This window comes from Nocardioides nitrophenolicus, from assembly GCF_016907515.1.
In the GTDB taxonomy this organism is placed as follows: domain Bacteria; phylum Actinomycetota; class Actinomycetes; order Propionibacteriales; family Nocardioidaceae; genus Nocardioides; species Nocardioides nitrophenolicus.
In genome coordinates this window covers 5,084,806-5,107,187 of sequence record NZ_JAFBBY010000001.1, presented here as the reverse complement: position 1 = coordinate 5,107,187, position 22,382 = coordinate 5,084,806, and the positions used below count along the sequence as shown (strand labels likewise).

21 protein-coding genes and 1 other RNA gene are annotated in these 22,382 nt (G+C 71.0%); 8 read left to right on the top strand and 14 right to left on the bottom strand.

The window, feature by feature from the left end:
• Window positions 1-22 precede the first annotated feature (22 nt).
• The 4 genes from JOD66_RS24580 to JOD66_RS24565 all read right to left on the bottom strand — a co-directional run bounded on the left by JOD66_RS24580 (window position 23) and on the right by JOD66_RS24565 (window position 4,936).
• The gene (locus JOD66_RS24580) at window positions 23-958 is read right to left on the bottom strand and encodes a MetQ/NlpA family ABC transporter substrate-binding protein (RefSeq protein WP_204839412.1); all 936 of its coding nucleotides are present in this window, start codon (window positions 956-958) and stop codon (window positions 23-25) included.
• Between the two features lie 45 nt (window positions 959-1,003).
• A complete protein-coding gene (locus tag JOD66_RS24575) occupies window positions 1,004-1,684 on the bottom strand; it encodes a methionine ABC transporter permease (protein ID WP_204839411.1) in 681 nt (226 codons plus the stop codon).
• On the bottom strand, window positions 1,681-2,694 hold the full coding sequence (locus JOD66_RS24570) for a methionine ABC transporter ATP-binding protein (protein WP_204839410.1): 1,014 nt from the start codon (window positions 2,692-2,694) through the stop codon (window positions 1,681-1,683). The genes JOD66_RS24575 and JOD66_RS24570 overlap by 4 nt, the downstream gene beginning before the upstream one ends.
• A 124-nt stretch (window positions 2,695-2,818) precedes the next feature.
• Window positions 2,819-4,936: a DNA gyrase/topoisomerase IV subunit B gene (locus JOD66_RS24565; protein WP_205126541.1), complete on the bottom strand. Its 2,118-nt coding sequence runs from the start codon at window positions 4,934-4,936 to the stop codon at window positions 2,819-2,821.
• A 230-nt stretch (window positions 4,937-5,166) separates the two neighbouring features.
• Here JOD66_RS24565 and JOD66_RS24560 point away from each other — a divergent pair, with 230 nt between their 5' ends.
• Window positions 5,167-5,388, top strand: a complete 222-nt coding sequence (locus tag JOD66_RS24560) for a DUF7455 domain-containing protein (RefSeq protein WP_204839409.1) — start codon at window positions 5,167-5,169, stop codon at window positions 5,386-5,388.
• A 111-nt stretch (window positions 5,389-5,499) separates the two neighbouring features.
• On the opposite strand, the gene JOD66_RS24555 is transcribed toward JOD66_RS24560, so the two are convergent.
• The 6 genes from JOD66_RS24555 to JOD66_RS24530 all read right to left on the bottom strand — a co-directional run bounded on the left by JOD66_RS24555 (window position 5,500) and on the right by JOD66_RS24530 (window position 9,997).
• Entirely contained in the window at window positions 5,500-6,945 is a 1,446-nt protein-coding gene (locus tag JOD66_RS24555; protein ID WP_204839408.1) for an RNA polymerase sigma factor, read from the bottom strand.
• Window positions 6,946-7,159: 214 nt separating this feature from the next.
• On the bottom strand, window positions 7,160-7,753 hold the full coding sequence (locus JOD66_RS24550; RefSeq protein WP_204839407.1) for an HhH-GPD-type base excision DNA repair protein: 594 nt from the start codon (window positions 7,751-7,753) through the stop codon (window positions 7,160-7,162).
• Window positions 7,708-8,943, bottom strand: coding sequence for an MFS transporter (locus JOD66_RS24545; RefSeq protein ID WP_204839406.1), 1,236 nt, complete (start codon window positions 8,941-8,943; stop codon window positions 7,708-7,710). Before JOD66_RS24545 ends, JOD66_RS24550 begins: the two co-directional genes overlap by 46 nt.
• 111 nt (window positions 8,944-9,054) lie before the next feature.
• On the bottom strand, window positions 9,055-9,333 hold the full coding sequence (locus JOD66_RS24540) for a hypothetical protein (protein ID WP_204839405.1): 279 nt from the start codon (window positions 9,331-9,333) through the stop codon (window positions 9,055-9,057).
• A gap of 37 nt (window positions 9,334-9,370) precedes the next feature.
• Window positions 9,371-9,565 (bottom strand): hypothetical protein, encoded by a 195-nt coding sequence (locus tag JOD66_RS24535; protein ID WP_204839404.1) that lies wholly within the window; start codon window positions 9,563-9,565, stop codon window positions 9,371-9,373.
• 9 nt (window positions 9,566-9,574) lie between these two features.
• Window positions 9,575-9,997: a tetratricopeptide repeat protein gene (locus JOD66_RS24530; protein WP_204839403.1), complete on the bottom strand. Its 423-nt coding sequence runs from the start codon at window positions 9,995-9,997 to the stop codon at window positions 9,575-9,577.
• A gap of 52 nt (window positions 9,998-10,049) precedes the next feature.
• On the opposite strand from JOD66_RS24530, the gene rnpB reads away from it, so the two are divergent.
• Window positions 10,050-10,424: RNase P RNA component class A (gene rnpB, locus JOD66_RS24525), an RNA gene on the top strand.
• A 27-nt stretch (window positions 10,425-10,451) separates the two neighbouring features.
• Here the strand turns inward: rnpB and JOD66_RS24520 are convergent.
• Genes JOD66_RS24520 through JOD66_RS24510 form a run of 3 tightly spaced genes read right to left on the bottom strand, consistent with a single transcriptional unit; the run spans window position 10,452 to window position 14,646 of the window.
• Window positions 10,452-11,111 (bottom strand): cupin domain-containing protein, encoded by a 660-nt coding sequence (locus JOD66_RS24520; RefSeq protein ID WP_204839402.1) that lies wholly within the window; start codon window positions 11,109-11,111, stop codon window positions 10,452-10,454.
• On the bottom strand, window positions 11,108-12,691 hold the full coding sequence (locus JOD66_RS24515; protein ID WP_204839401.1) for an AMP-binding protein: 1,584 nt from the start codon (window positions 12,689-12,691) through the stop codon (window positions 11,108-11,110). The genes JOD66_RS24520 and JOD66_RS24515 overlap by 4 nt, the downstream gene beginning before the upstream one ends.
• Window positions 12,685-14,646: an alpha-ketoacid dehydrogenase subunit alpha/beta gene (locus tag JOD66_RS24510; RefSeq protein ID WP_204839400.1), complete on the bottom strand. Its 1,962-nt coding sequence runs from the start codon at window positions 14,644-14,646 to the stop codon at window positions 12,685-12,687. Before JOD66_RS24510 ends, JOD66_RS24515 begins: the two co-directional genes overlap by 7 nt.
• Before the next feature lie 279 nt (window positions 14,647-14,925).
• Here JOD66_RS24510 and JOD66_RS24505 point away from each other — a divergent pair, with 279 nt between their 5' ends.
• The 6 genes from JOD66_RS24505 to JOD66_RS24480 all read left to right on the top strand — a co-directional run bounded on the left by JOD66_RS24505 (window position 14,926) and on the right by JOD66_RS24480 (window position 21,457).
• Window positions 14,926-15,852: an alpha/beta hydrolase gene (locus tag JOD66_RS24505; RefSeq protein ID WP_204839399.1), complete on the top strand. Its 927-nt coding sequence runs from the start codon at window positions 14,926-14,928 to the stop codon at window positions 15,850-15,852.
• 68 nt (window positions 15,853-15,920) lie between these two features.
• The gene (locus tag JOD66_RS24500; protein WP_204839398.1) at window positions 15,921-17,201 is read left to right on the top strand and encodes a sugar ABC transporter substrate-binding protein; all 1,281 of its coding nucleotides are present in this window, start codon (window positions 15,921-15,923) and stop codon (window positions 17,199-17,201) included.
• 4 nt (window positions 17,202-17,205) lie between these two features.
• On the top strand, window positions 17,206-18,735 hold the full coding sequence (locus JOD66_RS24495) for a sugar ABC transporter ATP-binding protein (protein WP_204839397.1): 1,530 nt from the start codon (window positions 17,206-17,208) through the stop codon (window positions 18,733-18,735).
• Window positions 18,736-18,742: 7 nt separating this feature from the next.
• Entirely contained in the window at window positions 18,743-19,750 is a 1,008-nt protein-coding gene (locus JOD66_RS24490) for an ABC transporter permease (RefSeq protein WP_204839396.1), read from the top strand.
• The gene (locus JOD66_RS24485) at window positions 19,747-20,583 is read left to right on the top strand and encodes a mycofactocin-coupled SDR family oxidoreductase (protein WP_204839395.1); all 837 of its coding nucleotides are present in this window, start codon (window positions 19,747-19,749) and stop codon (window positions 20,581-20,583) included. Before JOD66_RS24490 ends, JOD66_RS24485 begins: the two co-directional genes overlap by 4 nt.
• Window positions 20,584-20,623: 40 nt before the next feature.
• On the top strand, window positions 20,624-21,457 hold the full coding sequence (locus JOD66_RS24480) for a mycofactocin-coupled SDR family oxidoreductase (RefSeq protein WP_204839394.1): 834 nt from the start codon (window positions 20,624-20,626) through the stop codon (window positions 21,455-21,457).
• On the opposite strand, the gene JOD66_RS29675 is transcribed toward JOD66_RS24480, so the two are convergent.
• A complete protein-coding gene (locus JOD66_RS29675; protein WP_204839393.1) occupies window positions 21,450-22,373 on the bottom strand; it encodes a methylenetetrahydrofolate reductase in 924 nt (307 codons plus the stop codon). The two genes, JOD66_RS24480 and JOD66_RS29675, sit on opposite strands and share 8 nt — an antisense overlap.
• Window positions 22,374-22,382: the final 9 nt, after the last annotated feature.

Genomic DNA, 22,382 nt, shown 5'->3' with positions numbered 1-22,382 from the left:
CGCTCGGGTGCCCGGCTCCCGGTCAGCTCGCGGAGACCGGCGCCAGCTGGCCCGACAGGCTCGGGTCGTCGTTGGTGGCGAGGTACTCCTGGACCCGGGGGTCGAAGAACACCTTCTTCAGGGTCGCCACCTGCGGGTCGTCGAGGTACTCCGTGCCGACCACCAGCTGTCCGGCGAACTCCCGCGGGGCGTCGGGGGCGTAGATGCGCTGCTCGTCCGGGGTCCCGGCGTCGACGAAGGACATGTTGTAGTCGATCACGGCGTCGACCGAGTCCAGGGTGCGCGGCCCGGCGCCGTACTCCATGTAGGTGAACTCGAAGCCGCGCGGGTTGCTCGCGATGTCCTCCTCGGTCGCCGCCCACGGGTCCACCCCGTCCTTGAAGGTGAGGACGCCGGCGCGCTCCAGGATCCACAGCGCCTGCGCGGTGTTGGCGGGGTCGTTGAGCAGCGCGATCGTCGCGCCGTCCGGCAGCTCCTCGAGCGAGCCGAAGCGGGAGGAGTAGATCGAGTACGACCACTGGAAGACCGGCCCGAGCGCGGTCAGCTTCATCCCGGTGGAGTCGGTGACCTGCTGGAGCCAGTGCTTGTGCTGGTAGATGTTGGCGATGTACTTGCCGTCGGCCGTCGCCTGGTCGAGCTGGTTGCCGTCCTCGATCCCGACCGGGTCGATGCGCACGCCGTAGTCGGGCGCGATCTCCTTGTCGAGGTACTCCAGGAAGGCCTGCTCCGAGGCCGAGCTCGCCTGGTAGGCGATGGCGAAGTCGTCGGAGAAGTGGCTGCCGGCGACGGCCTTCTCGCTGTCGCCGCCGCCGCGGAGGACGAGGGCGACGACGACGCCGACCAACACGACGCCGACGACGGCGAGGACCAGCCAGCGGCGGCTCCCGCCACCCCCCAGGTCGATCTCGGGGCGGTCGCCGGGGGCCTGGGTGTCGGGGTTCGATCGGGTGGTGGACATGGCGGTGCTTCCTTTCACGGAGCGGGACGGAGAGGGGAGGTCAGGTCAGTGCGTGAGCGCGCGGACGGCGCGGTCGCCGGTGAACTGGATGAGCTGCACGAGCGCGATGAGCACGACGATGCAGGCGATCATGATGGTGTCGTCGAAGCGTCGGTAGCCGTAGTTGACGGCCAGGTAGCCGATCCCGCCGGAGCCGATCGCGCCGGCGATGGCGGAGTACTCGATCATCGCGATCACGTTGAGGGTGAACCCGGCGACCAGGCCGGGCAGCGCCTCGCGGAGCTGGATGCCGGCCATGATCTGCCAGCGGCCCGAGCCCGCCGCGAGACCGACGTCGAGCAGCTCCCGCGGCACCTCGCGCACCGCGTTCTCGGTGAGCCGGGCGAAGAACGCGACGCCGGCGACCGCCATCGGGATGAGCGCGGCCTTGAAGCCGATGGTGGTCCCGAAGACGAGCTTGGTGACCGGGATGATGGCGGCCATCAGCACCAGGAACGGCAGCGACCGGCCCAGGTTGGCGACCCAGCTGATCGTCACGTGCGCCGCGCGGTGCGGGGTGAGCCCGAGCGGCGAGGTGTTGAAGATCAGCAGCCCGAGCGGGCCACCGAGCAGGACCACGATCGCCATCACCACGCCGACCGTGCGGGCCGTCTCGCCCAGCGCGGGCAGCAGCAGGTCCGGTACGTCGGGCCACGGGGTGGCGATGAGCGGGAGCGCGGCGCTCATGCCGCGGGCTCCCGGTCCGCCAGGGTCTCGGGCTGCGCGTCGGTGTCGGCGTCGGGCTCGGCGACCACGCCGAGCCGGCGGAAGGCCGCGACGACGACGTCGGCGTCGAGGTGCGGCGGCAGGCCCACCACGAGGCGGCCCACGGACACCTCCCCCGCCTCCTCCACCAGCGCCGCCAGCACCGCGACGTCCACGCCGAGCTCACGGGAGGCCCGCGCCAGCCAGGTCGGTGCGACCTCGCCCGCGAGCCGGAGTCGCCACGTGCGAAGGCCGGGCGCGCTCAGCGCCGGCGGCAGCGGCAGCAGGGCCCGCGCGAGCGCGGAGTCCGAGCGCCGGACGACCTCGCTCACCGGGCCCTGCTCGACGATCCGGCCGTGGTCGAGCTGGGCCACGTGGTCGGCGATGCCGCGCACCACGTCCATCTCGTGGGTGATCACCAAGATCGTGACGCCGAGGTCGTCGCGCAGCTCGGTCAGCAGCGCGAGGATCGCCCGGGTCGAGTCGGGGTCCAGCCCGGAGGTGGCCTCGTCGGAGAGCAGCACCGAGGGCCGCAGCGCGAGGCCGCGGGCGATCCCGATCCGCTGGCGCTGGCCGCCGGAGAGCTGGGAGGGATAGTGGTTGGCGCGGTGCAGCATGTCCACCCGCTCGAGCAGCTCCGTGACCCGGCGGCGTACCTCCGGCTCGGCGATGCCCTGGTGGCGCAGGGGCAGGGCCACGTTCTGCGCGGCGGTCAGCCGGCGCAGCAGGCTGGCCGACTGGAAGACGGTGCCGATCTGCTGGCGGGCCCGGCGCAGCTCCTTGCCCGAGAGCGCCGCGAGGTCCAGGCCGCGCACGGTCACGCTGCCGCTGGTCGGGCGCTCGAGCGCGTTGACGCAGCGCGCGAGGGTGCTCTTGCCGGCCCCGCTCGGCCCCACCACGGCCGCGATCCGGCCGTCGGGGACGTGCAGGTCGATGCCGTCGAGCACGGTGGTCGAGCCGTAGCTCTTGGTCAGTCCGGAGATCTCGATCATCGCAGTCCTGTCGTCGAAACAATCTCGACTGACTTTATGGACTTACGGTGATTGCGCCAGAGATCTGGACCACAGATCCCGCACGGTTCCGCCGATGCCACCCTCGGCGGTTCCGGTCGCAGGCTCAGGCGTCGAGCGTCTCCATGTCGACCTCGTAGGCGCCCTGGATGATGAACTCCTTGCGCGGCGCGACGTCGCTGCCCATGAGCAGCTCGAACACCTCCGAGGCGACCTCGAGCTCGTCGACGGTGAGCCGGCGCAGGGTCCGGCGGCGCGGGTCCATGGTGGTCTCGGCGAGCTGGTCGGCGTCCATCTCACCGAGGCCCTTGTAGCGCTGGACCGGGTCCTTCCACTTCACGTTCTTCTTCTTCAGCTCGGCGAGCTTGCGCTGCAGCTCGTCGTCGGAATAGGTGTAGACGTACTTCTCCTGGCCCTTCTTGGGGTTGGAGATCTCGATCCGGTGCAGCGGCGGCACGGCGGAGTAGACGCGGCCGGCCTTGACCAGGTCGGGCATGTACTTGAAGAACAGCGTCGCGAGCAGGGTGCGGATGTGGGCGCCGTCGGAGTCGGCGTCGGCCATGAAGATGATCCGGCCGTAGCGGCGGGCGTCGAGCTCGAAGGTGCGGCCGGAGCCCGCGCCGACCACCTGGATGATCGAGGCGCACTCGGCGTTCTTGAGCATGTCGCCCACCGACGCCTTCTGGACGTTGAGGATCTTGCCGCGGATCGGCAGCAGCGCCTGGAACTCGGCGTTGCGGGCGAGCTTGGCCGTGCCGAGCGCGGAGTCGCCCTCGACGATGAACAGCTCGGTGCGCTCGTTGTCGCCGGAGCGGCAGTCGGCGAGCTTGGCGGGCAGCGTCGAGGACTCCAGCGCGCTCTTGCGGCGCTGGGTCTCCTTGTGCTGGCGGGCCGCGATCCGGGTCTTGGACGCCGCGACGACCTTCTCCATGAGGAGCTTGGCCTGCGCCTTCTCGGCACGCTTGGTCGAGGTCAGGAACTCCTTGAGCTCCTTCGCCACGACCTTGCGTACGACGGTCCGCGCGGCCGGCGTACCGAGGATCTCCTTGGTCTGGCCCTCGAACTGCGGCTCGGCGAGCCGGACCGTGACGACCGCGGTCATCCCCTCGAGGATGTCGTCCTTGATCACGTCGTCGTCGTTGACCTTGAGCGCCTTCGAGGCGCGCATCGCGTCGTTGAACGTCTTGGTGAGCGCGCTCTCGAAGCCGGAGACGTGGGTGCCGCCCTTGGGGGTGGCGATCACGTTGACGAAGGAGCGCAGCTCGGTGTCGTAGCCGGTGCCCCAGCGCACCGCGACGTCGACGGTGAGCTCGCGCTCGACGTCCTGCGGGGTCATGTGGCCCTTGTCGTCGAGCAGCGGGACCGTCTCGGTGAACACGTCGCTGCCCTGCAGGCGGAGCACCTCGGTGACCGGCTCGCCGGTGGCGAGGTAGTCGCAGAACTCGCCGATGCCGCCGTCGTGACGGAAGCTCTCCTCGGTCCACTCGCCCTGGTCGGCGGCGCGCTGGTCCTTGATGACCAGCTCGAGTCCGGGAACGATGAACGAGGTCTGCCGAGCGCGGCCGATCAGGCCGTCGAGGACGAAGTCGGCGTCCTTGGTGAAGATCTGGCGGTCCGGCCAGAACCGGATCCGGGTGCCCGACCTCCCCTTGGCCACCCGCCCGCCCTTGCGGGTCAGCCCGGACTGCGGGGTGAACGACGCGCGAGGACCCTCGCCGTCGAAGACGCCGGGCACGCCACGCTGGAAGCTGAGGCCCTGGCTCGCCGGGGAGCGGTCGACGTCGATGTCCATCCGGCTCGACAAGGCGTTGACGACCGAGAGGCCGACGCCGTGCAGGCCGCCGGTGGCGACATACGAGCCGCCGCCGAACTTGCCGCCCGCGTGGAGCTTGGTCGCCACGACCTCGACGCCGGGCAGCCCGGTCTTGGGCTCCTTGTCGGTGGGGATGCCGCGCCCGTCGTCGTGCACCTCGACGGAGTCGTCGGCGTGCAGGATCACCTCGACCCGGCGGGCGAAGCCGCCGAGGGCCTCGTCGACGCCGTTGTCGATGATCTCCCAGAGGCAGTGCATGAGCCCCCGGGTGTCGGTGGAGCCGATGTACATCCCGGGACGCTTCCGCACGGCTTCGAGGCCCTCGAGGACCAGCAGGTGGGCGGCGTTGTAGGTGTTGTCGGCGATGACCGGCTCCTCACGTGCATCACGGGTACTTCCGAGAGCACGAATCTACCCGCGACACGCCGCGTGCCTACGCAGCCCCGGCCGATCGGATGGTCACAAGCTTGTTTCGGGCGATGGAAAATGACGGATACGTCCCCCAACAGGTGCTTGGATGATGAGGGACACGAGAAGTGGAATGGACCACATGGAGACGGGAATCTTTGATCCAGTCGCTACGTTGATCCGGACGACCGCCCGATGAGGGTGGGAGATCGCACGAGAGAGAGGCCCGAGAGATGACGACTGCTGTTGCTCCCAGCGCCCCGCTGACCGCGGAGGACCGCTGCGACCGATGTGGCGCCCAGGCCTACCTCCGCGTAGAGCTCGCCTCGGGCGGAGAGCTTCTCTTCTGCGCCCACCACGCGCGCGAGCACGGAGACGCCCTGAAGGACATCGCCGTCGCCTTCCACGACGAGACCCACCGGCTCACCGACAAGCCGGCGCCCGTCGCCGACTGAGTCCGACCTCAGCCGAGGCCCCGAGCACCCGCTCGGGGCCTCGTGCCTTTTTCGCCCCGCAGATGCGGAACGACCCCGCCGGTCACCCGGCGGGGTCGATCAGGACGCGGCTCAGTCGAGGTAGTCGCGCAGGACCTGCGAGCGCGACGGGTGGCGCAGCTTCGACATCGTCTTGGACTCGATCTGGCGGATCCGCTCGCGGGTCACGCCGTAGACCTTGCCGATCTCGTCGAGGGTCTTGGGCTGGCCGTCGGTCAGGCCGAAGCGCATCGACACCACGCCCGCCTCGCGCTCGGAGAGCGTGTCGAGGACGGCGTGCAGCTGCTCCTGCAGGAGCGTGAAGCTGACCGCGTCGGCCGGGACGATCGCCTCGGAGTCCTCGATCAGGTCACCGAACTCGGAGTCGCCGTCCTCGCCCAGGGGGGTGTGCAGCGAGATCGGCTCGCGGCCGTACTTCTGGACCTCGACGACCTTCTCCGGGGTCATGTCGAGCTCCTTGGCGAGCTCCTCCGGGGTGGGCTCGCGGCCCAGGTCCTGCAGCATCTGGCGCTGGACGCGGGCGAGCTTGTTGATGACCTCGACCATGTGCACCGGGATCCGGATGGTGCGGGCCTGGTCGGCCATGGCGCGGGTGATCGCCTGGCGGATCCACCAGGTGGCGTACGTCGAGAACTTGTAGCCCTTGGTGTAGTCGAACTTCTCGACCGCGCGGATCAGGCCGAGGTTGCCCTCCTGGATGAGGTCCAGGAACAGCATGCCGCGGCCGGTGTAGCGCTTGGCGAGCGAGACGACGAGACGCAGGTTGGCCTCGAGCAGGTGGTTCTTGGCGCGGCGACCGTCCTCCGCGATCCACTCGAGCTCCTCCTGCACCTTCGGCGAGAGCTTGCCGCCCTTGCCGAGCTTCTCCTCCGAGAACAGGCCGGCCTCGATCCGCTTGGCGAGCTCGACCTCCATCTCGGCGTTGAGGAGGGGCACCTTGCCGATCTGCTTGAGGTAGTCCTTGACCGGGTCGGCGGTCGCGCCGGCGACCATGACCTGCTGGGCCGGCTCGTCGGTCTCGTCGGCCGAGGAGACGATGAAGGACGCGTTCTTCTCGTCCTCCTTGATCGTCGGGTCCGCGGCGACGTCCTTCTCGAACTGGTCGTCGGGGATGTCGGGCAGCAGCTTCTTGCCGTCGGGGCCGACCACCGGCACGGGCGCGACCTCGACCTCGCCGAGGTCGACCGGAGCGGCGTCGGCCTTGGCCGCGGCCTTCTTGGCCGGCGCGGGGGCCGGCTTCTTGGCCGTGGTCGCGGTCGCCGACGCGCCCTTGCGCGCGGCGGCGGCGACGGCACGCTGCTCGACGGGCGCGCCGAGCTCGACGGAGATGCCGAGACCCGACAGGTGGGCCATCAGGCCCTTGAGCTGGGCCGGAGCGACCTCAGCGGCGGCGAATGCCTGGCGGAGGTCCTCCGCGGCGACCCGGCCGACCGGCGCGGCGTGCTCGATGAGCGCGGCGATCGACGGGTGGCTGAGCAGGGCGGGCGGGACCGAACGATGGTTCGAGGACACGAACACCTCTCGATGCTGACGGTTCAAGGGCGCGGCAAAGACCGGAGGCGTCAAGACCGCTCTGCCATTCTGCCACGGGGGTCCCAGACCTTCGCGCATCGGGGCGTTCAGGACCCGTTCAGCGGCGGCTCAGCCGGCGTTCAGGAAGCCGGCTGCGCTACGCGTCCGCCTTGGCCTTGGCCTAGGCTCGCTGCGCTCGCCTGGCTCCCTCGCTCGCGGCTCATCGCCCTGAGCTCGTTCCTCGCTCGGCGCTGACCGCTCGCTCGGTCGCCTTGGCCGCCTTCTTGTAGTCGCGCACCTTCTGCAGCGACACCGGGTCCACCACGTCGGCCACCGAGCGGAAGCCGTCGAGCGCGTAGTCGCCCGCCGCCTTCTCCCACCCGGCCGGGCGGACGTCGAGCTGCTTGGCCACCAGCGCCGTGAAGATCTTCGCCTTCTGCGCGCCGAACCCGGGCAGCGCCTGGATCCGCTTGAGCAGGTCCTTGCCGTCGGCCGCCTCGGTCCACAGCCGCGAGGCGTCGCCGTCGTACTGCTCCACGACGATGCGGGCCAGCTCCTGCAGCCGCGCCGCCATCGACCCCGGGAACCGGTGGATCGCCGGGGTCGTCGAGCACAACGCCGCGAACTCCTCCGGGTCGGCAGCCGCGATCGCCGCGGGATCGAAGCTGCCGAACCGGCCGAGGACCTTCTGCGGGCCCAGGAAGGCGTGCTCCATGGGGTACTGCTGGTCGAGCATCATCCCCACCAGCAGCGCGAACGGGTTGTCCGTCAGGAGCTCGTCGGCGGCGGCGTCGTCGGTGATGTGGATGGCCATGGGGACATCCTGCCCCACGCCAGCGCCGCCCCGGCAGCGCCTACGGAGAGCCCGGCCGCGAGCACGAACGGCAGGCCTCCTCCCCCGCCGGCGAGCAGGCCGGCGACGGCGGTGCCGAGCGCGCTGCCGCTGTTGACGCCGACGTTGACCCACGTCGACGCCTCGGTACGCCGACCGGGCGGGACCCGCTCGTCGACGACCGCGTAGGCGACCACGAGGATCGGCGAGGTGGCGAGCCCGCCGAGCGCGAGCACGAGCGCCGCGACCAGCAGCCCGCCGGCGAGAGCGACCACGCCCTGGGTGACGGCGAGTCCCGCGAGGAGTGCGGCGAGGACGGGGGCGGCGGGCCGGGTGCGGCCGTGGCGGGCCCAGAGCAGGCCGCCGGTGACGGCTCCGGCGGCGAGCGCGGCCTCGACCGGGCCGGCGAGACCGGGCCGCCCGGCCCGGTCGGCCAGGGCGGCGATGCCGACGAAGGTCGCGGCGCTGCCGGCGCCGAAGAGCACCAGGGTGAGGACCAGGCCGGCCAGCCCGGACCCGAGCCCGGCCGGGCCGGTCCGCCCGGCGACCGGCACGGCGCCGGTCCCGCTCGCCGGTGGCCGGTACGGCGAGAGGACCAGCGCGAGGGTGCCGCACCCGACCAGACCCGCCGCGAGGAGCAGGCCGCCCCACGCCGGACCGAGGGCCAGCACGCCACCCGCGAGGATCGGCCCGACGAGGTAGAGGGACTCCTCACCGACCGAGTCGAGCGCGTAGGCGCGGCGCCGCTGTGCTCCCTCGGGGGCGATCTCGCGCCACTGCGCGCGCATCGACGGCCCGAGCAGCGGCCCGCTGACCCCGAGCAGGAGCGAGAGGCCGAGCCAGAGGGCGGCCGGGTGCTCGCCCCGGGCCAGGGCGACCGCGACCACGAGCAGGGACGACCAGCACAGGCTGGCGACGGGGAGCACCCGGTGCTGGCCGAGGCGGTCGAGCAGCCGGGCCTGGACGGGCATGACCAGGGTGGCGAGCCCGAGGGTCGCCGAGCAGGCGGCCGCGAGTGCGAACGAGCCGGTCGCGTCGCGGACGGTGAACAGGAAGCAGAGCGGGAGCACGCCGTACGCCAGCCGGCCGAGCAGCGCGCACGCGAAGGTGCGCGCGACCGCGGGGCCGGCGAGAAGCAGGCGGGTGCTCCCGGCGTCGGTGACGCCGGACATGGGATTCCTCCGGGAAGGACGGGAACGAGGGGTCGCTGAGCACGCGGCCGGCGCGAGCCGGCCGCGGCGACGCCCTAGTGGTCCCGGGAGGTCATGGGCGCGAGTCTAGGCCTAGGCGTTCCAGTCCAGCAGGATCCCGCCCGCCGTGACGGCGACCCACCACCACACGAACGAGGCGATCCCCAGCCACACCGTGCGCTTCGGGTGGGGCGTCCACCACACGAAGCAGAGCACGAGCATGACCAGCCAGGTCAGCAGCAGGACCACGACCGCCCAGGCCGGCGCGAGCAGGCCCGAGGCGGCGTAGAGGAAGAAGGACGAGACCAGCAGGACCAGGCCGACGAACGGCCACGGAGAGATCCGCCGTCCGGTGGCAGGGTCGATCGCCACCGGACGGATCCGGCGGCGCCGGGCGAACGCCAAGGGACTACTTGTCCTCGACGTCGTCGTTCCAGGCCGGGTCCTCGTCCCAGGCCTCGGTGCGCTCCGCGGCCTTCTCCAGCGCCCGCGCGGCCTCGGCCTGCGTGGGGTAGGGACCGAGCCGGTCCTTGTTGGGACAGCCCTCGACGCCCTCGACCTGGTGGTGGGTCAGGCAGAACCAGTACTCGCCGTCACTCGCCATGTCCCGAATCTACTGCAGCCGACCCGCCAGCCGCTCGACCCGCAGCACGTCGTACTCGTGCTCGGGGTCGCCCGTCATCGCCGCGGCCAGCCGCAGGTGCGGGAGCGCGTCGTCGTACCTCGCCTGGCGCTCCAGCGCGCGCCCCAGCGCATGCCGGCTCCACGCGTCGGCCGGGTCCTCGGCCACCAGCCCGGTCAGCTCGTCGGCCGCCTTCTGCAGCTGGGCGCGCATCAGGTACGCCCACGCCCGCAGCGAGCGCAGCCCCCGGTTGTCCGGCTCCTGCTCCAGCGCCGGCTCCAGCACCTGGAGCGCCTCGCGCGGCGCCCGGCGGGACAGGAAGTCGTGGGCGGTGCGGTACGCCGCCTCGTGACGTGCGGTCGTGCCCGGGAAGAGAACGGGCGGCAGCACCTTGATCTCGGGCATCTCGTTCATGTGTCCCTCAACTGTCCCGCGAGGCCCGTTGTTCCCTAGAGTGGGCGACGGACGGGCTGGCCGGGCGACCGCGTGATCCATCGCCGCGAGGCGTCGGATCCCGAGGAAAGTCCGGGCTCCACAGAGCAGGGTGGTGGGTAACACCCACCCGGGGTGACCCGCGGGACAGTGCCACAGAGAACAGACCGCCTCGCCCCTCGTGGGCGGGGTAAGGGTGAAACGGTGGGGCAAGAGCCCACCAGTGCGCCGGGTGACCGGCGCAGCTCGGCAAACCCCACCCGGAGCAAGACCAGACAGCACACGTTCGAGGGCGGCTCGTCCGAGTGTGCGGGTAGGTCGCTCGAGGCTGTCGGCAACGGCAGCCCTAGATGGATGGTCGCCCCCTCGGAGACGAGGGACAGAACCCGGCTTATGGCCAGCCCGTCCCCCTTCGAAGCCGGACGACAGACCAGCGTCAGCTGACGACGAACCAGATGGCGCGCACCAGCTCGTCGGACAGGTTGTGGAGCCGGTGCGGCACGTCGCCGCGCAGGTGGATCGACTCCCCCGCGCCCAAGGTGCGGGTGGTGCCGTCGACCTCGATCGTGAGCGTGCCCTCGAGGACGTAGCCGTAGTCGTCGCCAGGGTGCCGCTGAGGCGCGTCGCCGGGCGCGGAGTCGGCTCCCGGCTCGTACTCGGTGAGCAGGAACTGCACGTGATGGTCGGGCGGCGTGTCGGCGAGCCGCTTCCAGCGCACCCCGTTCTGCAGGGTCAGGTACTCCGCGAACTCGGCCGCGCCGTCCTTGTCGGAGAGCGCGGGTCGCCGTTCGGAGCTCGGCCGGGGCGCCTCGACGCTGCTGCCGAGCAGCTCGTCGAGCGAGAGGTTGAGCTCGGACGCGATCGCGAACAGCGTGTTGACCGCTGCCTTGCTCTGGCCGAGCTCGAACTGCGACAGGAAGGATGCCGATACCCCGAGCCGACGAGCGAGCTCACGCACCGAGATTCCCTGCCGCTTCCGCTCGGCGCGGACGTTCTGACCGACCGAGGCGCCCAACCCGCCGGCGGCGGCACGACGCCGGCTCGCCCTGGGGGTCCCGTTGCTGGTCGCGTCGTCCGACGCGGCGTCGTCGGTCATGTCGGGGACTCCCCTTCGTCTCGCACGGGCCGCAAGCGTAGTCCTTCCTCGAGTCGGAACTTCTGGATCTTGCCGCTGGGCGTGCGCGGCAGCCTGTCGACAAGCTCGAGCCGTTCGGGAGCCTTCTGCACCGCATATCCCGACGCGACCAGGTGGTCGCGCAGCGTGGCCAGGGTGGGCCGCTCGCCCGGGGTGGGGACCACGAACGCGCACGCGCGCTCCCCCAGTGCCTCGTCGGGGTAGCGGACGACCGCGACCTCCGCGACGTGCGGATGCTCGAGCAGCGCCCACTCCACCTCGGCGGCGCTGTACTTCTCCCCGCCGCGGTTGATGATGTCCTTGATCCGGCCCGCGATGCGGAGCACGCCGTCCGCCGAGATCGTCGCGGTGTCGCCGGTGCGGAACCATCCGTCGGCGGTGAAGGCGTCGGCGTTCAGGCGGCTGTCGACGTAGCCGACGAAGAGCTCCGGGCCGCGCACCAACAGCTCCTCGGTGCCGTCCTCGTCCGAGCGGACGGTCATCTGGTTGTCGCCGATCGCGGCGCCCTCGCCGTCGGCCGCCGCGTCGACGTCTCCGAAGGGATCGGCCATCGCCACCGTGGGCAGCTCCGTGGACCCATAGGTGCGCACCACCGCCGTGCCCATCACGGCCCGGGCTCGACGAACGAGCTCGGGCGGGATGTCCGCGCCGCCGCACACGAAGATCCGCAGGCTCGCCGGAGTCCCGCGGGCCGCATAGACCTCCGCGAGCCCGCGCAGGAACGGCGTCGCGCTGACGGCGAAGGTGCAGGACTCACGCTCGACGACGGCCACCGCGTCGTCGGCGCTCCAGCGGTCGAGAAGCACGGCTGACGCGCGTAGGTCGGCGGGCAGCACGATCGCATAGCTCAGGCCCGTGACATGGCTCAGCGGGGACGGCATGAAGACGCGGTCCTCGGCCGTGAGCCCGCACGCCCGAGTCATGCTCGCGCTCTCCGCCAACAGCGTGCGATGCGTGTGCAAGACCCCCTTCGGCGCCGAGGTGGTGCCCGAGGTGTACAGCACCAGAGCGACGTCGTCCGGCGCCAGCCGCTCCGGTTGGACCGGGGCGGACCGGAGCGTCTCGAGACGCAATGGATCCGAGTCCGTGGCACGTACGGAGACGACGGGCGTCGGCCGCCCCGTCTCCCGCATGAGCGCGCGCAGCTCGTCGGCGTGTCGATGACCGCGGTGCTCACCGGCGGCGACGATCGCCGCAGGGTCGACCTGGTCGACGATGAAGCCCAGCTCGCGTGCCCGGTAGATCGGCACGACGGGCACGACGACGCCTCCGGCGAGCCACACCCCCCAGGTCACGACCACGGTCTCCCACCAGTTGGGCAGCTGCAGGACGACGGCGTCCCCCCGCCGGACGCCGAGCTCGGTCAGTGCTCCCGCGACCGTCGTCGCGCGGTCGACCAGCGCGGACCAGGTCAGCCTGGTGCCTCCGTCGACGACCGCGATCCGCGAGGGCGCGGCGAGCGCAGCCGCGCGCACGACGTCCCCGAGCGATCGGCCGGGGACCTGCGCCGCATTCTGGTGCGGCCGGGTGGCCGTCAGCATGCCGTCACCCTGCGGACGGCGACGACGATGTCGTCGACCCCCGCTCCCCACTCCCGCTCCAGGGCGGGGGCGTACGGCGCCGGCGCATACGCTGCCCCGACGCGCACGACGGGGGCGTCGAGTGACCAGAACCCGGCGTCGACCGCGAGCGCGGCTATCTCGGCTCCCACGCCGAAGTCGACGACCGCCTCCTGGGCGATCACCATCCGGTTGGTCCGGGCGAAGGAGTCGAGGATCGTGTCCCGGTCGAGCGGCACGATGGAGCGCAGGTCGACCACCTCGACGTCGATTCCCTCGCTCGCCAGCAGCTCCGCGGCCTCGACCGCGTGTGCGACCATCCGGGACCACGCGACCACCGTGACATCGCGACCGGGGCGAGCGATCCGAGCCCGGCCGAGCGGGATCCGGTAGTCGGGCGGCGGCAACGGCGACTTCCGCTCGTAGATCAGTCGATGCTCGAGGAAGACGACCGGGTTGTCGTCGTCGATCGCCGAGCGGAGCAGACCGTAGGCCTCGGTGCCCGAGCTCGGCATCACCACCGTGAGCCCCGGGATGTGGGCCAGCAGTGCCTCGAGGCTCTGCGAGTGCTGACTTCCCGAGGAGCGTCCCGAGCCGAACTGGGTCCGTACCACCATCGGCACGCTGACGGCCCCGCCGGTCATCAGCCGCAGCTTGGCCGCCTGGTTCATCAGCTGGTCGAGGCAGACTCCCAGGAAGTCGACGTACATGAGCTCGACCACGGGCCGCATGCCCGCCATCGCCGAACCCACGCCGAGTCCCATGATCGCGGTCTCCGAGATCGGCGTGTCGAGCACCCGGCCGGGATGGGCCTGGGCGAGGCCGCGGGTGACACCGAAGACGTTTCCCCCGGCGACGTCGATTCCGGCGAGGAAGACCTCGGAGCTCGCCTCGAGTGCGTCGTCGAGGGCCTGTCGCACCACTCGTGACTGGGACATCACGGGGCGGTCCTCGGGCAACGGGCCGGGCTCCGGCAGGACGCGGCGCGGCGCGTACGCGTGGTCGAGTGCGGTCTCGGCCGACGGCTCGGCCGACGTGCGTGCGAACGCCTCCGCATCGTCGACGACGGCCAGCGCCCGCGCCTCGGTCGCCTCGATCTCCTGGGCGGGGACCGCGCGCGCGACGAGCCGCGCGCGGGCGAGGGTCAGCGGATCCGCAGCGGCGACCTCGGCCGCCATCGCCGCGGCGTCGCGGTAGCGCTGGGGGTCGCCCTCGTAGTGGCCATGGACCCGCACCGTCGTCGCCTCCACGAGCACCGGCCCCCGGCCGGCGCGCACCGTCTCGAACACCTCCCGCATGCCGGCGGCCACCGCCTCGACGTCGGACCCGTCGAGGCGTACCGCCTCGATCCCGTACGCCGCCGCGCGGTCGCGCACTGGCACCGGGTGCTGGTCATCCGCACGCGAGAACTCGGAGTATCCGTTGTTCTCGCAGAAGAAGACCATCGGCAGCCGCCAGAGCGCGGCGAGATTGACCGACTCGTGGAAGGCCCCCGTCGCGACTGCACCGTCTCCGAAGAAGCTCACGACGAGGTCGCCTTGTCCCCGCACCCGCAGCGCGTGGGCAGCGCCGACCCCGATGGGCAGCCCCGCCCCCACGATGCCGTTGGCGCCGAAGATGCCGAGCGAAGGGTCGGCGACGTGCATCGAGCCCCCGCGTCCGCGGCAGGCCCCGGTCTCCTTGCCCATCAGCTCCGCAAGCACCCGGCGCGGCTCCAGGCCCTTGGCGAGCACGTGGCCGTGGCCACGGTGGGTGGAGGTGATCACGTCCGTCGGCCGGGCGTGCAGCAGGGCGCCGACCGCGCAGGCCTCCTGTCCGATGGACGTGTGCACGAAGCCGGGGATGGCGTCGGCGGCGTAGAGCGCGGAGATCCGCTCCTCCATCCGCCGTACGACCATCATCCTCTCGTACGCGAGCAGCAGGCCCTGGTCGTCCATCCGCCGTTTCCACCTCCCGTGCCGGTCGTTCCGGCACGGGGACAGTAGCCGCGCGGCGACCGAGTGTCCAGTGACACTTGACACTTGCTTTGTCCAGTGACACTTTACGTTCACGCTTCACCGGACGACAGAGGTTCGCCAGATCTACTGTCCAGTATTACTTGACACTCGGTGTGACCGACGCCACGATGATGCTCCGAGTCGCGGTGTCCGCCGCGGCCCTCGGCCCGGCGCCCGCCCCGGTGAGGCACGCCCGTCACCGACTTCGAAGGAGATCTGATGCGACGCGACGACGTCGAGTTCCAGAGCGAGGGGACCACGGTCCGCGGCTGGCTGTACCGGCCGGACACCGACGACCCGACGCCGGCGGTGGTCCTCGCCGGCGGGTGGTGCTATGTCCGTGAGCTCGTCATGCCCTACTACGCCGAGGCGTTCGCCCGGGCAGGCATCGCGGCCCTCGTGTTCGACTACCGGAACCTCGGGGTCTCCGACGGTGAGCCGCGCCAGCACCTCGACCCCACCGCCCAGGTTCGCGACTACCGCAACGCGTTGAGCTTCCTCGAGCGCACCCCGGGCATCGATCCCGACCGTCTGGGCGCGTGGGGCATCTCCTACTCGGGCGGGCACGTGTTGATCCTCGCCGCCACCGACCCCCGGGTGAAGGCCATCGTCAGCCAGATCCCCGTCGTCGACGGCCATCGCAACATGCGACGCGTCCACGGGACGCTGGGCTATCGCCGCCTGTGGTCGGCGATCCTCGAAGACCGCCGGCTCCGGTACGACGACCCGAGCCAGCGGCTCTATCTGCCGCACGCGTCCGAGGACCCCGAGCACGAGCTCTCGGCCTGGCCGTTCCCGGAGACCAAGTCGACCTTCCTCCAGCTGCAGGCCACCGAGGCCCCGCTCTATCAGAACCTCAGCACCATGGAGTCGGTCGACCTGCTGCTCGACTACGACGTCAACTACTTCGTCGACCGCATCTACGACACCCCGTCGATGATGATCGTCGCGGAAGGCGACGACCTGACCCTGTGGGACCTGGAGATCGAGACCTTCAACGCCATTCCGAGCGCCCGCAAGGAGCTCGTCGTCCTGCCCCACACCTCCCACATGACGCTCTACAGCGACCGGAGCAAGCTCGCGGCGGCCGCCGAGCACGCCACCGCCTGGTTCGCCCAGCACCTGCTCCCCGACGCGACCGCCTGACCGCCTCCCAAGGTCGCCGTCCGGCGATCCCTCTCTCGCGACTCCCCCTGCATCCCGAAGGGCCCACCATGGCTTCCACCGAATCTCGCATCGTCGACATCGCCCGCGACCCGTCCTTCTTCCCCAGCCCCCTGTCCCGGCGGGCCTTCCTCTCCGTCGCCGGCGCTGCCGGCCTCGCCGTCGGTCTCAGCGCCTGCGGCGACGACAGCACGGGCAAGGGGAAGGGCAAGTCGGTCGCGTCGAAGTCCTGGATCCAGGTCACGACGCTGTCCAACGACTTCTTCGTCGCCTTCAACGAGGGCGGCAAGCAGGCGATGAAGGCGCTCGGCGTCGAGGTCGCGTCTCTGGAGGACCAGGGCAACGTGAACACCGCACTCGGCCAGATCGGCACCGTCAAGGCGGCGGGCGGCAAGTCCGTCTTCGGCACACCTGCCACCGAGGCTCAGGCGGCGGCCGTCACCAAGGCCGCTCAGGCGGCCGGCATCCTCTACGCCAGCTCCTACACGGCGCCGCCCTGGTACACGCCGGCCGACGCCGACAAGTGGGTCCGGTTCATCACGCCGATGTCGACCAAGATCGCCGAGGCGACCGCACGCGCGCTGTTCGAGGAGGTCGGCGGCAGCGGCACGATCATCCACGTGCCCGGCGCCAAGGGCTCCTCGGCCGACGACCAGCGCACCGCCGGCCTCAACGCCGCCCTCGCGGACTTCCCGGACATCGAGATCAAGACGGCCTCGCCGGGGAACTGGACGTCGGAGGACGCCCGCAAGTCGTTCACCAACATCCTGCCGTCGGTCGGGGACTTCGTCGGCGTCTTCGCCCAGAACGACAGCCAGGCCGCGGGGGTCATCGCCGCCCTCGACGCACAGGGCATCAAGGGCAAGGCCGTCACCGGATTCGACGGCAACCAGCAGAACGTCCAGTACATCGCGGACGGGAAGCAGTTCCTCACGAGCGCGACCATCGGTGGCCTGACCGCGGGCCTGCTCGGCGTCACCACCTTCGACGCGCTCAACGGCGTCGAGTTCTCGCTGCCCGAGCGCTTCATGGCGCAGGGTGCGCTGCTGGTGAAGCCCGACTCGGCCGCCACGGTGCTCGACACGATCTACCAGGACCAGCTCCCGTTCGACTGGTCCGCGATGAGCCGCTCGCTCAACCCGGACTCCTGGGACCCGCAGACGGTGCTCAACCCGATCGACCCGGAGGAGTACTACCAGGGCGTGCCCCAGGACGAGTACACCCTCAACAAGGCATGGGCGAAGGCCGACATCGCGGGGGTCCGCGAGACCTACGACGCGGCGTTCAAGTCCGGACCGCTGTTCGCGTTCAAGAGCGAGCTCGTCGCGTGATCGCATGACCTCGACCCCCACCATCCGGCTCGCGGGCGTGTCGAAGAGCTACGGACCCGTGCACGCCCTGCGCGACGTCTCGCTCGAGGTGCGCCCCGGCGAGGTGCTCGGTCTGATCGGCGAGAACGGCGCCGGGAAGTCGACCCTCATCGGCGTCCTGAGCGGAACGGTCCGCCCCGACTCCGGTCGGCTGACGATCGGCGACGCCGAGGCCCCGCTGGGCGACCCGCGGGCACTCAGCGGGCTCGGCATCTCCGTCGTCGTCCAGGAGCAGGCGCTCGTGGACGCGCTGCGGGTGCACGAGAACATCTACCTCGGACGGGAGTACGAGGTGGGCGGGCGGGGTCCGGGCCGGCGAGCTCGGCTCCGGGCCGCCGCCCGCGCACTGCTCGAGGATCTGCACATCGCCGGCGTGGCCGCCGACGACGTCGTCGCCGACCTGACCTACCCGCAGCGCCAGCTGGTCGAGATCGCGAAGGCGTTCTCGCGGGCCGGCGCGGGAGGCGCCGCCCCGGTGATCCTGCTCGACGAGCCCACCAGCGCGCTCAGCGAGACCGAGGTCGAGATCCTGTTCGACCTGGTCGAGCGGTGGCGCGAGCGGGTCTCGTTCATCTTCGTGTCCCACATCCTGCAGGACGTGCTGCGCATCAGCACCCGCCTCCTGGTGCTGCGTGACGGTCGCACGGTCGACACCCTCGACAACCGGGGCATCTCGGCCGAACGGCTTCATGAGCTGATGGTCGGTACCGAGCGCAGCACCGACTACTACCGCGAGCACGAGCAGCTCGGCGCGCGCGCCGACGAGCCCGTCCTGGAGCTGCGCGGCGCGGGTGTCACCGGCGAGTTCGAGGGCGTCGACCTCCAGGTCAGGCCCGGGGAGATCGTCGGCCTCGCCGGCGTCATCGGGTCGGGCAAGTCGACCCTGGCCGCGGCGGTCGCCGGCGCGCATCGGCTCGACGCCGGCTCGGTGGTCCTCGACGGCCGGGTGCGGCGGCGGTGGAGCAGCCCGGCAGCCGTCGCGGCCGGCGTGCTGTACGTCCCGCCGGAGCGGGCGCTCGACTCGCTGTTCGCCACCGCGTCGGTGCGCGGCAACATCTCGATCGGGTTCCTGGACCTGCTCCGCTCGAAGTGGACCCGCCTGCTGCGCCTGCGAGAGGAGCGCGTCCGTGCGGCGGCTCTCGCGGACCGGTTGCGGATCAAGACCAAGGACCTCGGCACTCCCATCGGTGAGCTGAGCGGAGGCAACCAGCAGAAGGCGGTGTTCGCGCGGTGGCAGGGACGGTCCTGCCGCGTGCTCGTCCTCAACGACCCCACGAGAGGCATCGACGTCGGCACGCGCGAGGAGATCTACGGGCTCATCCGCGACCTGGCGACCGAGGGCATCGGCGTCCTGCTCTGCGCCGAGTCCCTCGAGGAGGTCATCGGGATGGCCGACCGGATCGTCGTCATGAAGGACGGCGTCGTGACCGCCGAGATCGCCTCCCCCACCACCGCCAAGCCGACCGAGGTCGACGTGATCAAGCACATGATGTGAGGAACTCGTGTCCCAGAACCAAGCCCAGCTCGCCCCGGCGCCAGCAGCAGTGACGGAGGACCGACGCCTGCTTCGCCGGCTGGACCGCCACCGCAACGTGCTCGTCCCGACGGTCGCCGTCGTCGCGCTCGTGGTCTACTTCCAGTCGCAGACCTCGGCCTTCGTCTCGGCCGACTCGGCGCAGAACATCCTGCGACAGATGGCCTTCCTGACCGTCGTCGCCCTCGCCGGCACCTTCGTCATCCTGATCGGCGGGATCGACCTGTCGGTGGCGGCCAACGCCACGCTCGCCGGGATCCTGATCGCCACCTGGATCGACGACTTCGGCGGGACGCTCGCGATCCTCCTGGTCGTCGCTGTCGGCGCCGTCGTCGGCCTCGTCAACGGCCTGATCACCACGTTCTTGAAAGTGCCGTCCTTCCTCGTGACGCTGGGCATGATGTCGATCCTCAACGGCATCTCCAACTCGATCTCCAACGGCGGGCCGGTGTCCTACCGGTCGGATCTGCTGCAGAGGCTGGTCAACGAGTCGACCATCCCCGGCATCCCGAACGGCGCGCTCATCGCCATCGTCCTCACCGCGATCGCGACGGTCATCGCCTTCGCCACCCCGTTCGGCCGTCACCTGTACGCCGTCGGCAGCAACGAACGCGCCGCGGCCCTCAGCGGCGTGCGGGTGCAAGCGGTCAAGCTGGCGGTGTTCGCGCTGGCCGGCGCGGTCGCCGCCATCGCCGGGATCATCTTCACCGGCCAGGCGAGCACCGGCGTGCCGATGGGCGCCGATCCCAGCCTCCTGAACTCGATCGCGGCGATCGTCGTCGGCGGCACCGCCCTCTCCGGCGGAGTTGGCGGCCCGCATCGCACCTTGCTCGGCGCGCTCGTGATCGTGCTGCTGAGCTCCGGCATGGACATCACATCGGTCGATCCGTATACCCAGCTGATCGTCAAGGGCGCTGTCGTGATCGCCGCGGTCGCCTTGACGATCGACCGCCGACGCTACGGGATCATCAAATGAGCGCCGGACGCGTGGCCGGCATGGTCGCACTGGTCACCGGCGCTGCCCGAGGACAGGGCCGCAGCCACGCGGTGCGTCTCGCCGAGGAGGGCGCCGACCTCATCCTCGTCGACCGGTGCGCCGACCTGCCCGAGGTGCCCTACCCCCTCGCCACGCGGGCCGACCTCGACGAGACGGTCCGCCAGGTCGAGGCGCTGGGACGCCGTGCGGTCGCGTACGTCGCCGACGTCCGCGACGCTCCGGGCCTGACCGAGGCCGTCGACGACGGCGTGGACCGGCTCGGCCGGCTCGACGTCGTCTGCGCGAACGTCGGCGTCAACGCCCCGGCGCCCGCCCACGAGATCACCGAGGAGCAGTGGCAGACCGTGGTCGACATCGACCTCGGTGGCACCTGGCGCACGGTCAAGGCCGCGATCCCCCATCTGTTGCGCCAGGGCACGGGTGGGTCGGTCGTGCTCACCAGCTCGGCCGCGGGTCTCAAGGGCTACGCCAACATCGCGCACTACACCGCCGCGAAGCACGGGATCAACGGGCTGATGAAGACCCTGGCGCAGGAGCTCGCGCCGCACCGCATCCGCGTGAACAGTCTCAACCCGACGCAGGTCGACACCCCGATGATCATGAACGACCCGATGTACCGGCTGTTCTGTCCCGGCCTCGAGGCCCCGGGACGCGAGGACTTCGCACCGGTCTCGCAGGCGATGAACGCTCTGCCGACTCCCTGGGTGGAGTCGCGGGACGTCAGCAACGCCGTACTCTTCCTGGCCTCGGACGAGTCCAGGTACATCACAGGCGTAGCGCTGCCGGTCGACGCCGGCGTGCTCGTCAAGTAGATCCGAGGCCACGCGGTGGCCGTCACCAGAGGAGGAGAAGATGGCAGGACGAGTTGAGGGCAAGGTCGCGTTCATCACCGGCGCCGCCCGTGGGCAGGGGCGCAGCCACGCGGTCCGCCTGGCCGAGGAGGGTGCCGACATCATCGCCGTCGACGCCCTCAAGGACATCGACACCGTGCCCTACCCGATGGCCACCGAGGAGGACATGCAGGAGACGGTCCGCCTGGTCGAGGCCCTGGGGCGGCGGATCTACTCCGCACCGGCCGACGTCCGCGACTTCGGCTCGCTCCAGTCGGCCCTCGACGCCGGCGTCGAGGCCTTGGGGCACGTCGACATCGTGCTCGCCAACGCAGGGATCTTGTCCTTCGGCGACGCGCACGAGCTGTCGGAGGAGACCTGGGCCGAGATGATCGACATCAACCTCTCCGGCGTGTGGCGCACGGCGAAGGCCGCCATCCCCCACCTGATCCGCCAGGGCACCGGCGGCTCGATCGTGCTCACGGCGTCGGTCGCCGGCCTCCGGTCGTACACCGGGGTCGGGCACTACGTGTCGGCCAAGCACGGCGTCGTGGGCCTGATGAAGACCCTCGCCCAGGAGCTGGCCGAGCACCGCGTGCGTGTCAACACCGTCAACCCGACCCAGGTCGACACCCCGATGGTCCAGAACCAGGGCATGTACGACCTGTTCAGCCCGGACCTGGAGCACCCGACGAAGGACGACTTCGCGAAGGCCTCGGGCGACACGATCCTCTACCCGATCCCGTGGGTCGAGTCGATCGACGTCAGCAACGCCGTGCTGTTCCTCGCCTCGGACGAGGCGCGCTACATCACCGGCGTCGCGCTCCCCGTCGACGGGGGTGTGCTCGTCAAGTAGCCCGCACCTGCGCACGCAACCGCGCCGCGAGCTCGACGGAAGCCTCGATCTCCTCCCGCCGGATCGAGACGCTCTCCACGTTCAACCCCAGCGGTACGTCGAGCCGGCGGCAGAAGTCGGCCAGCTCCAGCGCGGTCGCGGCGGCCTGCTCGGCGGACGCGCGCAGGGTGTTGGTGGAGTGCCGCAGGTCGTTCTCGATCCACCGCGGTACGTCGACGCCGAGCCACCGCAGGAACTCGAGGGTCTTCATCGAGCCGCAGACCGAGAAGGTGAACACGATGGGGACCGGGGTGAGGCCGCGCTCCGCGCAGGCGTAGCGGTAGTCGGAGACCAGGTTCTTGGCGGCGTTGAGGTCGTAGACGACCTGGGTGACGAAGAAGCGGCAGCCTGCCTCCTGCTTGGCGATGAGGCGCAGGTGCTCGTTGTCGCGGCGGCTGTGGCGCTCGGGGATCGCCACTCCCCCGAGGAGCAGGCTCGGGTTCGCCTCCGCCCGCAGCGCCTGGGCGTCGGCGAGGGACAGGGGCGTGGTGGTGCCGCTGGAGGCGGCGCCGACGAGCACGGTCAGGGTGCGCCGGTGGTCCTGCGCGGCGAGCCAGTCGCGGAGCTCCTCGGGCTGGTACTTGCCCACGGCGCGGTAGACGATGACCGGGGTCGGCCAGCTCGGCAGGTGCTCGGAGCGGTACGTCGAGGGGTCCACCGTGGGGGTGAAGGGGAACGGGCGCTCGGCCGGGTTGCGGGAGCTCTCGTCGTCGATGTCGTAGAGGACCAGCCCGTCGAGGTCGAGGCCCTCGAGCCGCTGGGTGGTGGCGCGGGCGATCTCGGGGAGCCGCTCGGCCGGCGTCGAGCGTCGGGGCGGGGTGATCGCGAAGAGGACGAAGTCGCCCCGGCCGGCCTCGATGCGCGCAGCGACGTCCACCGGGCGAGG